The organism is Cohnella sp. (genome assembly GCF_041640265.1).
In the GTDB taxonomy this organism is placed as follows: Bacteria; Bacillota; Bacilli; order Paenibacillales; family Paenibacillaceae; genus Cohnella.
In genome coordinates, this window is sequence record NZ_JBEQAP010000061.1 from 20,053 (window position 1) to 31,764 (window position 11,712).

The window sequence follows — 11,712 nt, forward strand, 5'->3', positions numbered from 1 at the left end:
CTCTCCCACATCGTAATTCCTCGCTCCATCCCACTGAGATGGAGCGAGGATAAATGAACTTTATGAAGACATCAGGCGTTGCAACGCCATATTCAACTTTAATACGTTTACGGTCGGCTCTCCCAAAATCCCAAGCTCTCTTGAATCCGTATATTCGACCACAAGCGATTCCAACTGCTCTATCGCAATTCCTGTCTTTTGAGCGATTCGCGGAATCTGCACTTTAGCTGCATCCGGACTAATGTGAGGGTCCAATCCCGAGCCCGAATTGGTCATCAGGTCGACTGGCACCTCGCCGATTGGAACATCCGGATTGTTTGCTTCCCAGTTTTGTACAAATAGTTGTACCCGATCAAACATATCCGTGTTGGACGGCGCATAGTTTGGAGAGCCGGAGCCGTCCGCGCTATAACCTATGCTGGATTCACGCCCATGGAACAGACTCGGATCGTTAAAGCTTTGTCCGATCAATTCCGAACCGATTAATTGCCCCTGCTCATTGTAAATGAGGCTTCCATCCGCCCGTTCCGGCATGACGGCCTGCGCAATTCCAGTTACAGCCAAATTGTACAGAAGGCCGCAGAAAATCATCAGCGCCAGACTGATACGAAAACTTGTCACAATCACTCGCATTTGTGCTCTTCCCTTCTTGATTGCTTCATTTCTATACCCATGCCCCAATCATTAAATCAATGATTTTAATTCCTGCGAAAGGCACCACAATTCCGCCCGCACCATACACCAGCAAATTTCGCTGTAACAACTTCGCGGAGCTAATAGGCTTGTAGGCAACTCCCTTCATCGCAAGCGGAATCAGCAAAGGAATGAGGATTGCGTTGAATATAAGCGCCGACAGAATCGCCGACATGGGCGAATTCAGATTCATCACATTGAGCGCATCCATCTCCGGGATCGCCACCATAAACATCGCGGGGATGATCGCAAAATATTTGGCAATATCGTTGGCAATACTGAATGTGGTAAGCGCGCCCCGCGTCATAAGCAATTGCTTGCCGATTGCCACCACTTCAATGATCTTCGACGGATCAGACTCAAGATCGACCATGTTGGCCGCTTCTTTAGCAGCTACAGTACCGCTGTTCATCGCAATCCCGACATCCGCCTGCGCCAATGCCGGCGCGTCGTTCGTGCCATCTCCGGTCATGGCCACCAATTTGCCTGCCGCCTGCTCGCGTCGTATAACCGCTATTTTATCTTCCGGCTTACTCTCTGCTATGAAATCATCTACACCCGCTTCCCTGGCAATCGTTGCAGCCGTAAGCGGATTGTCTCCTGTACACATAACCGTCTTGATGCCCATCTGCCGCATCTGTTCAAACCGTTCCCTCATGCCCGGCTTGACCGTATCCTTTAAATAAATGACTCCATAAATCCGATGATCTACCGCAACAGCAAGCGGTGTTCCGCCCGCGGAAGAGACTCGGTCGCTGGCAGAGTTCAAATCATCGGGGATAACGCCTCCTTGCGCAGCTACCCATTTCTTTACGGCATCGACGGCCCCTTTGCGCACCTTTCGGCCATCCTGCAAATCAATTCCGCTCATCCGGGTCTCAGCCTTAAATTCTACAAATTGTCCGTCCGTAGCTAAATGCTCGTTATACCGGATATCCCTATTACTCATCAGTTCCAGAACAGAACGACCTTCCGGCGTTTCATCCCGAAGCGAACCGATTGCGGCCCATTGCCCGACCTCTGTTTCTGCCGCTCCGCCCACCGGAATCAATTCGCTGGCCATCCGATTGCCGTAAGTTATCGTTCCCGTTTTGTCCAAAATGATCGTGTCGATGTCGCCTGCCGCTTCCACCGCCTTGCCTGACATCGCCAAGACGTTAAACTGCGTAACTCTATCCATCCCGGCTATTCCGATAGCGGATAACAGACCGCCAATTGTCGTTGGTATGAGACACACGAGCAAGGCGATCAGCATGGGCACTTCCAATTCCACGCCAAGATATTGCCCGTATAATGGCAGTGTAACAACGACAATCAGAAAAATAAGCGTCAAGCTGGTAAGCACCGTATTCAAAGCGATCTCATTCGGCGTCTTTTGCCGTTTAGCGCCCTCGACAAGTGATATCATCCGATCCAGGAACGATTCGCCCGGGTCGCTTGTAATGCGAATCTTGATCTGATCGCTAAGGACGCGCGTCCCCCCGGTTACCGAACTGAAGTCGCCTCCCGCTTCTTTGATTACCGGAGCAGATTCGCCGGTAATCGCCGACTCGTCAACCGATGCCAGCCCCTCGATTACCTCGCCGTCGCCAGGAATCCATTGTCCTTGTGCGGCAAGCACAATGTCGCCTTTTCGCAGTTCGGTAGATGGAACCTGCTTCACAGCGGAACCTGTTACTTTATTTGCCGTCATTTCCTTTTTCGACTGTTTCAGCGAAGCGGCCTGCGCCTTCCCCCTGCCCTCAGCCAGTGCTTCGGCAAAGTTGGCGAACAATACCGTGATGAGCAGGATCAGGGCAACTGCAATATTAAACCAGACCGGCGTTCCTCCTCCAAACGCTTCCGGCACAAAAACAAGAAACAGTGTAATGACAAAACCGATCTCGACAACAAACATAATCGGATTGCGAATCATCACTCGCGGTTCAAGTTTTAGAAACGACTCCTTGAGCGCTTGCTGTATCATTGATCCACTTATCGTGGCTTTTCGTTGACTCATTGTATTTGTCTCCTCTCTAACAGTATAGCTACGGCTTCAGCGTCAATTGCTCGGCAATCGGTCCCAGCACAAGTGCCGGAAAAAATGTCAACGCCCCTACGATCAGCACAGATCCCAAGAACACAATCGCAAATTGTCCGGTATCGGTACGGAAAGTACCGATTGTTTCCGGAACTGCCTTTTTCGCAGCAAGCGAACCGGCCACTGCAAGCAAGGTTACGATAGAAAAGTAACGGCCGATATACATGACGATTCCCGTAGAAATATTCCAGAACGGTGTATTGTCGCCGAGCCCTTCAAATCCGGAGCCGTTGTTGCTTGCCGAAGACGTATATTCGTACATGGCTTGAGTCAATCCATGAAACCCGGGATTGGACACTGTATCCGGGTAAGCCACCAATGCAATCGCAGTGGGAAACAGGATAAGGAATGGCGGAATGAGCATCGTCAGGGCAATAAGCTTCATTTCCTTGCCTTCCATTTTTTTGCCCAAAAACTCCGGGGTTCTGCCCACCATAAGTCCCGATAAAAAGACGGCGATCATCGCATACATAAGCACGTTCATAAATCCGGCCCCGACACCGCCAAATATGGTGTTCAGCATCATATTGGCAATCGTCACCAATCCGGCAACCGGAGTCAGTGTATCGTGCATCGTGTTAACGGCCCCGGTCTCGGTCGCAGTGGTTACAACGGAATACAAAGAGGATTGAGCCACTCCAAATCGCAACTCCTTGCCTTCCATGCTGCCTTGATCTGTACGAACGCCAAGCTCGCTTAGCGCGGGATTGCCCGCTTGTTCGGCGGTAAGCGAAATACCCAGCATGATGACAAACAACATCGCCATTGACACGAACAAAATGCGGCCTTGCTTGGCATTTCCAACCATATTCCCATACGTAAACGGCAACGATGTGCAGAGAAGCATCATAAGCAAAATTTGAATCAGATTGCTAAGCGCTCCCGGATTTTCAAAAGGATGCGCGGAATTGACGCCCATAAATCCGCCGCCGTTATTCCCAAGTTCCTTAATCGACAGGAACGATGCCATAGGTCCGCGTGCAATATGCTGCTCTCCGCCATCCAGTGTTTGAGCGACGGCAGACGGCTCCAGCGTCTGAGGTACTCCCAGCGCTACGAAAACAAGGGCTGCAATGAAAGCGATTGGCAGCAGAACGCGTGTAATCGAGCGAGTCAAATCGACGAAAAAATTACCCATTGGCCGGCCAGCCAACCCCCGCACAAACGCCATCACTACGGCCAATGCGGTACCAGGCGCAGCGAACATCATAAATACGATGCCGATCATTTGCGCAAAATAGGATAATCCGCTTTCGCCGCTATAATGCTGCAGATTGGTGTTGGTCATAAAACTTATTGCCGTATTAAGAGCCAAAGTCGGCTCCATATTCTCGTTACCACTCGGGTTTAGCGGCAAATACCCCTGTGTACGAAAAACAAGGTAAACCAGCGCAATCATGACGCCGTTGCTGAGCAGCGCGGCAGCGGCGTATTTTTGCCACGACTGATTCTCTTCACGAATGCCGCCCAATCGGTAAAACAGCTTTTCAAGCGGCCCGAACCATTTGTCCAGCCCCGTTCTTTCTGCGCTGAATGCCTGAGCCAAGTACAAACCTGTCGGCCGAGCCAGCAACAGCGCAAGCAATAAAGTTATGCCAATGGCAATCAATGCTACCATGGATAAGTTCTCCTTCCCGAACAGACCATCAGAATTTTTGGGGATGCAACAATACGTAAGTCAAATAACCGAATACACCGACAATAAGGATGCCGAGCGCCCATGTCATTCCTTCGCACTTCCTTCCGAGACGGTCTTTCCAGCCCATGCCATAAGCCCGACCATGCTGAGCGTCAAGACAAGAACAAGCGCAACCATGAGAATATCCATACTGTCTGCCTCCTTGCGAAACCATCAGTTTTCATCCTAAACGGTGCTGCCATGACCGATCTCCTCCACCTTCATACGGGCAACAAGCTGGCGGATTCGGGCGTAAGCGGCTGTTTGCCCCAATCCTGATTTTGGGCGCAAAAAACCACAGAGGCATTGGCCCCTGTGGTCAACATACGATCACAAGTGTCATCATCCTCTCTCATCGTCAGACAGCGCAAAAGACAAGCTCTGTCCGAACACCACGCTTACGAGGTTAGCTGACGGATTCGGGCGGTGAGAGTCGCCCTACCCGGAGCAAGGAATCCATGGTTCCTTGGCTCCGGGATTCACCCCGGATGATAGACGTCCGACTCTCACATCGGACATCACTCATCATTTGGTTCCCCCGTTTTCCTTACGGAAACTCAGCGTTCAAAATCATTGTTCATTGATTTGAGACCTATCATACGCCCGCTCCATTTTTTTGTAAAGGAGAGCCGTATTTGAAATTTCGAGCCGCCAGTCATTTCCAATCAACAAACCGATATCTTTCTTTCATTTTCTCGACTATGCACTCATTATCTCTGCATTACGCCTCAACCAATGAGCATTTTCTCTTCAGGCAACCGGTACTTCTGTTGGACAACCCGTTGAGAAAGAGCGAAAGCCAACGTTAACGGCCCCAGCCTGCCGATATACATCGTCAGAATAATAATGCATTTTCCCAGCGGAGAGAGCTCCGACGTCAACCCCATAGATAACCCGACCGTCCCGAAAGCAGACGTTGCTTCAAACAGCACTTCCATAAAATTTTTCTGCAAGCTATGTTCGCTTAACGTTAACAGAAACGCAGCGGAAAGCACCACTCCAACCGAAATCACCATCACCGCCAACGAACGAAGGATAAGCGCCTGAGGAATTCGTCTCTGCAGGATCTGAACGTCCTGCTTGCCTTTAATGATCGCAATGACGGTAAATAAAAGAACAACAAACGTGGTCGTTTTGATTCCCCCTCCTGTTGATCCTGAAGAGGCGCCAATGAACATGAGAAATATCATGAGAAATTGGGAAGCCGTCATCATCGTTGCTATATCAATCGTATTGAATCCGGCCGTTCGAGTGACCACACCCTGGAAAAAGCCCGCCCATATTTTTTCGGACCAGGTTAGCGAACTGAAGGTATCCGGGTTGAACAGTTCAATCAGAAAGATGCCCATAAAACCGACAAGACAAAGGGCAGCGGAAGTCAAGATGACGACTTTGGAGTGCAACGATAACTTCTTCCACTTTCTTTGCCTGACTACATCCAAAACAACTGTAAATCCCAGTCCTCCGATAATAAAAAGCAAGGTGATCACAATGTTGACTACAGGATCTCCGACATAGCGGCTCAAGCTGTCCGGCCAAAGAGCGAATCCGGCGTTGTTAAAAGACGAAATGGAGTGAAATACGCCATAATAAATCGCCCGCATCCAGCCCATCTCTTCTGCCCAGCGAAAGGCGAGCAGCGCTGCGCTTACGAATTCAATCACAAACGCAATCAGAAAGATGCCCAATGAAAGCCTTACAACGCCTTGCGTCGACAATGCGTTCGTCGACTGCTGAATTAGCAGCCGGTTTTTTAAGCCGATTTGCTTTCCCAACACGACCGCCACCAATACACCGAAGGTCATAAAGCCCAGACCGCCGATTTGTATGAGACACATGATCACCACTTCGCCAAAAACGGAGAATGCGGTCCCTGTGTCCACCACAACCAATCCGGTTACACAGACCGCGGACGTCGAGGTGAACAAGGCATTAAGCCATCCGATGCTTTCCCCCGTTGACGATGCTGCGGGTAAGGCCAATAAAAAAGCGCCAAGGAGGATAGGGACGGCAAAACCCAGTAGAATGAGACGCGAAGAGCTTAAATGGAACTGCTTCCTGGATTTGAACGGCTGCAACGGATGGCTGAACATTTCCTATACATTCCCCTTCTCGATAAGCTCTCTATTTTGTGAAACCACTCATGGAAGACATCGTATGAACATACCATAGCCATATTTTACTCCTGCTGCAAAAACAATACCATGCCCTGCGTCTACCGTTAAAAAGGGATTTACTTTTTAATCTTACAGGCGTAATATAGGGGACGACAATTCCATACGATCGACGCTTAATCCTCTTCATAGAGGAACGGGGGAACCATCGAAGCCGATCATCGGCTTCAGGGGTGAATTCTTTCTTGAACAGGAAGAACGGGTACTCTCAAACCCGAATCCGACAGCTAACCTCGTCAGCGCTTGGGAGAGAAAGCTCTTCAACTTTGGCTTGTTATGCGCCGGATTGCAAAGCCCAAAGCTTGGTAGCAGAATTTCTCTGCGACCAGGCTTTTTTTGTTTTTCAAAAATAAACCTTCAATAAAGGGAGTCCAAGACTATGGAGAACAAGGAAAAATTCATGGTTTGCGTATACTACGGTCCTAACAGTGAACGGCTCATTCGCCGCGGCGGAGAATTGGCCAAACTTTTTCGCTGCCCGCTGTTCGTATTAAGCGTCATTCCTGTGCAAGAGGATACGCTTGATCCGGAGCAAAAACGAATGATGGCGGCATGGAAGCTAAAATGCGAGGAATGGGGGGCGACGTTTATCGTGAAATCGAACGAGAATCGGAAAGCTTGCGAAATCATAGCGGAGACGGCCAAACGTCTTCAAATTACCCAATTGATAATCGGCCAATCCGGTCAAACGCGATGGCAGGAAATTACGCATGGTTCTTTCGTAAATGAATTGCTTAACCGCATCGAAGAAACGGATCTGCATATCGTAGCTGTTTAGCGGACGAAGACATCCGCCGCTTGGAGGAGGACTATGAAAGAAAACGGTAACCGTGTGAAGTATCAAATCGCTTCCGGGCGTGTCGTATTGCTCGTTGACTGGCTAAAAAACAAAATGAGTCCCCCTCAACTAATCCTGATTGTTTTTTTCTGCTTAATCTGGATTGGCGCCCTGCTGCTGACCCTGCCGCAATCGTCCTCAACAGGCCAATCTATCGGCTTGCTTGACGCGTTGTTCACGGCTACCTCCGCCATCTGTGTAAACGGGCTCGTCGTAGTCGATACAGGCAGCGTCTTTTCCACCTTCGGGCAGGTTGTGATTATGATCATGATCCAAGTGGGCGGACTTGGCTTCATGACCTTCGGCGTCATGGTAGCCCTTATTCTAGGCAAAAGAATCGGCTTAAAGCAACGACTGATCATCCAGCAAACGACTCATTCTACTTCATCTCAAGGTCTGGTCAGACTATCGCTCTACATGGTGCTTATTGCTTTTGCATTCGAAGCGTTCGCGGCCCTGATACTGACGATTCGCTGGCAAGCCGAGATGGGATGGGGGCAGGCCGCTTATTACGCGCTGTTTCATTCGGTCTCCGCTTTCAACAACGCGGGATTTGCCTTGTGGTCTGACAGCTTGTCTTCCTCTGTCGGCGATCCCGTCGTTAATTTGACGATTATTCTGCTCTTTATTTCAGGTGGACTTGGCTATCTGGTTGTCGTGGATATCTTTCGAAAGCGTTCCTGGAGAAAGCTGTCCCTTCACTCCAAGGTCGTTCTCCTTACATCGGCGATTCTAACCGCTGCCGGATTTCTTGTCCTCTTCTTGCTGGAAAGCTGGAACCCGGCCACTTTCGGTCAATTGGGCGCGGGAGAGCGCGCGCTTGCTGCCTTCTTCCAAGGGACGACACCCAGAAGCGCAGGATTTAACACCATCGATATCGGCAGCATGCTTGCAGCGTCACAATTTTTTATCATCATCCTTATGTTTATCGGAGCGGCTTCCGGAGGAACGGGTGGAGGCATCAAGACCAATACGTTTGTCGTGCTTATTCTTGCCACAGTGAATACCTTTCGCGGCGGCGGACAGATTCATGCCTTCAAACGAAAAATTACGGAAGAGACGGTCATGCGGGCGTTGGCCGTCGTGATGAGTTCATTGGCTGCCGTACTGGTTATCGCACTCTTGCTCACGATTTCCGAAGGCATGCTGGAAGATCATTTTCTGGAAGTGCTGTTCGAAGCGACATCCGCTTTCAGTACAACGGGGCTTTCCATGGGGTTAACGAGCGAATTGTCATCTGCAGGGAAAGTCATTGTGACTTTTTCGATGTATGTCGGTCGTCTCGGTCCGCTCACGCTTGCCTTCGCATTAGCGCAGAAGAAGCGTTCCTCGAAAATCGGTTATGCGGAAGATCATATTTTGATTGGTTAACTTGCGTGCAATATTCAAGTCGCTTTTGTTCCGGTTGAATACACGCATCCATTCTTCGTTTGACAAATTGCCCCGTCCCACGCTAAGATTAAAGATAGCGCCAAATACAATCGGATATTTTTTTTCGGAGGAGCCTGCCACCAAAGGGCTCTTTTTGCATTTTTTTGGAAAAGATACAAGTAGATTTTCATTTGCCATGAAGGAGGAAACGAACGTTGCTGCTGCACGTTGCCATTATCTTACCGATTCTCGTTGCCGCAATGATCCCAGTCCTGTATAAGCTGCGGCAACCTTATCATACGGGTTGGCTTATCCTTCCCGTCCCCGTTGTATTGTTTGTGTACTTTCTATTGCAGATACCTGCCATTCAATCCGGAGAAACCTTCCTGAGCACAATCCTCTGGATACCGTCATTAGGCGTTCAGTTCACGGTGCTGTTAGACGGGTTGGCCTTATTGTTCGCTCTGCTGATAAGCGGGATCGGATCACTGGTTGTTCTGTACTCCATCTTCTATTTGGACAAAACCAAAGAAGCGCTCCGTCCCTTTTACGCCTACTTGTTGCTCTTTATGGGCGCAATGCTCGGCGTCATATTATCGGATAATTTAATCGTTCTTTACGGTTTTTGGGAAATGACCAGCATTTCCTCATTTTTGTTGATTGCTTTCTGGCACAAAAGAGAAAAATCCAAATACGGAGCTTTCAAGTCGCTGCTTATTACCGTATTGGGCGGGCTGGCCATGTTAGCCGGTTTTATCCTGCTATACCTCATGTCCGGCACATTAAGCGTCAGGGAAATCATAGGCGGTGCAGGAGCGCTCATGGAGCATTCCTTGTTTCTTCCGACCCTGCTGCTCATTTTGCTGGGGGCTTTCACCAAATCGGCTCAGTTTCCTTTTCACATCTGGCTGCCCGACGCCATGGAAGCTCCCACGCCGGTTAGCGCCTATCTTCACTCGGCCACAATGGTAAAAGCGGGGATCTATCTGGTTGCGCGGTTAAGCCCTGTTTTTGCAGGAAACGCGCTCTGGTTCTGGCTTGTATCCGTCGTTGGAATCGCGACCTTGCTGTACGGTTCCTATCGCGCGATAAAGCAGACGGATTTAAAAGCGTTGCTCGCATTTTCGACGATCAGTCAACTTGGCTTAATCATGAGCTTGCTAGGAATGGGCTCCGCCACTGCGTTCTACTCCGGTACTCATGACAGCTTGCTGTATACGCAAGCAACGCTGGCCGCCATCTTCCATCTCATCAATCACGCCATATTTAAAGGCGCATTGTTTATGGTTGTCGGCATTGTGGACCATGAGACGGGGACCCGCAATATTCGCAAGCTGGGCGGCCTGCTATCTGTCATGCCTATTACGTTTTCAATCGCGCTGATCGGGACCTTCTCCATGGCGGGACTGCCGCCGTTTAACGGCTTTCTCAGTAAAGAAATGTTCTATACCGCGCTGTTGTCCATAATGAGCCTGGACTTCTTGAATATGCAATCCATAGGAGTTCTCTTTCCGGTAGCGGCTTGGATTGCCAGCGTCTTTACTTTCGCTTACAGCATGATCTTGCTTCTCAGAACGTTTAGCGGACGTCCTCAATTCGAGAAATTGGAAAAACCGCCTCACGAAGCTCCCACGGGAATGCTGCTTTCTCCTGTCATACTTGCTTCATTGGCAGTCGTATTCGGTCTTTTTCCAAACCTGCTGTCGTATTCGCTCATTGAACCGGCTATGGCCGCTATTCATCCGGGACTTCTACTTTCAGGCGAAAAGTTTGACGTTTCCATCCGTATATGGCATGGCTGGACGCCGGAGCTGTTTATGACGATGGGTGTCGTAGCGGTTGGGAGTTTCGTGTATGCCGCTCATCGCAGATTGCGGCCGCTTAATCAACCGCTATTTGACGGAGCCTCGCTTAACCGTGCTTATGACAACGGTCTTAAACTGCTTCATAATGGATCTCGCCGATTAACGAATCGCTACATGACGGGCTCCATCCGGCACTATTTGATCTATGTGTTTATTTTCTTCATCCTCTCGTTAGGATGGGCGCTCTACCGTACGGATTCCGCGGCCATGGATTTATCGCGTTTTTCTTCGGTATCCGTATACGAAATAGTGATTAACCTTGTGCTTGTTATCGCCGTGCTCGCCATCCCTTTTGCCCAATCAAGAATGATAGCCATCATTTTGACCGGCGCTGTCGGTTATATGGTCACTTTGTTTTTCGTTATTTTCAGGGCGCCGGATTTGGCTCTGACGCAAATGATCGTAGAGACGGTCTCGGTTGCGTTGTTCCTGCTTTGTTTCTTCCACCTGCCCAAGTTAAAACGGGAAGCAAAGAAGCGCTCGTTTAAAGTGACCAACATAGTGATAGCTGGCGGCGTCGGCATCATCATGACGCTAATCTCGCTGAAGGTCAGCGGCAGCCGATTGTTCGAATCGATCTCCGACTATTATTTGAAATACAGCTACGAGATGGCAGGCGGGAAAAACGTCGTCAATGTCATTCTTGTCGATTTCCGCGGATTCGACACCATGCTTGAAATAGTCGTTTTGGGAATTGCCTCTTTTGGCATTTACGCCTTGATCCGTCTCAGTATGGGGCCGCAAGCAGAGCGTACAGGCGACGCTCCGATCCCAGATATTCGTCAGCAGCCTTTTCAGCAAGTTAGAAGCAACAATGTCATCTTGCAAATGATCTCCAGGGTCGTCATATTTATCATATTGACCCTATCGTTGTATTTGTTTGTTGCTGGACACCATAACCCAGGAGGCGGATTCATCGGAGCGTTATTGACCGCATCCTCGCTCATACTCTTGACTTTGGCTTACGGCATCAAAACTATGCGAGAGGTTGTCCCTCTGGATTTCAAAAAGTT

At 49.5% G+C, this 11,712-nt stretch carries 8 protein-coding genes and 2 riboswitches; of the genes, 3 read left to right on the forward strand and 5 right to left on the reverse strand.

The features are described 5' to 3' along the window. Positions 1-60: 60 nt before the first annotated feature. The 5 genes from kdpC to ACESLK_RS26635 all read right to left on the reverse strand — a co-directional run bounded on the left by kdpC (position 61) and on the right by ACESLK_RS26635 (position 6,544). The gene (kdpC, locus tag ACESLK_RS26615; protein WP_373232825.1) at positions 61-633 is read right to left on the reverse strand and encodes a potassium-transporting ATPase subunit KdpC; all 573 of its coding nucleotides are present in this window, start codon (positions 631-633) and stop codon (positions 61-63) included. Between the two features lie 31 nt (positions 634-664). Further along, on the reverse strand, positions 665-2,692 hold the full coding sequence (gene kdpB / locus ACESLK_RS26620; RefSeq protein ID WP_373232826.1) for a potassium-transporting ATPase subunit KdpB: 2,028 nt from the start codon (positions 2,690-2,692) through the stop codon (positions 665-667). A 28-nt stretch (positions 2,693-2,720) separates the two neighbouring features. Continuing rightward, positions 2,721-4,391, reverse strand: coding sequence for a potassium-transporting ATPase subunit KdpA (kdpA, locus tag ACESLK_RS26625; RefSeq protein WP_373232827.1), 1,671 nt, complete (start codon positions 4,389-4,391; stop codon positions 2,721-2,723). Between the two features lie 28 nt (positions 4,392-4,419). After that, on the reverse strand, positions 4,420-4,539 hold the full coding sequence (locus ACESLK_RS26630; RefSeq protein WP_373232828.1) for a potassium-transporting ATPase subunit F: 120 nt from the start codon (positions 4,537-4,539) through the stop codon (positions 4,420-4,422). A gap of 293 nt (positions 4,540-4,832) precedes the next feature. Next, positions 4,833-5,024: riboswitch (cyclic di-AMP (ydaO/yuaA leader) on the reverse strand. A 155-nt stretch (positions 5,025-5,179) separates the two neighbouring features. Next, positions 5,180-6,544 (reverse strand): TrkH family potassium uptake protein, encoded by a 1,365-nt coding sequence (locus ACESLK_RS26635; RefSeq protein ID WP_373232829.1) that lies wholly within the window; start codon positions 6,542-6,544, stop codon positions 5,180-5,182. A gap of 184 nt (positions 6,545-6,728) precedes the next feature. After that, positions 6,729-6,882: riboswitch (cyclic di-AMP (ydaO/yuaA leader) on the forward strand. Between the two features lie 122 nt (positions 6,883-7,004). Between ACESLK_RS26635 and ACESLK_RS26640 the strand changes: the two genes are divergently transcribed. From ACESLK_RS26640 to ACESLK_RS26650, 3 genes are all read left to right on the forward strand, one after another. Next, entirely contained in the window at positions 7,005-7,403 is a 399-nt protein-coding gene (locus ACESLK_RS26640; protein ID WP_373232830.1) for a universal stress protein, read from the forward strand. A 33-nt stretch (positions 7,404-7,436) separates the two neighbouring features. After that, positions 7,437-8,834, forward strand: coding sequence for a TrkH family potassium uptake protein (locus ACESLK_RS26645; protein ID WP_373232831.1), 1,398 nt, complete (start codon positions 7,437-7,439; stop codon positions 8,832-8,834). A gap of 260 nt (positions 8,835-9,094) precedes the next feature. Beyond that, on the forward strand, positions 9,095-11,712 hold a 2,618-nt coding region (locus ACESLK_RS26650; protein ID WP_373232832.1), incomplete at its 3' end, for a Na+/H+ antiporter subunit A.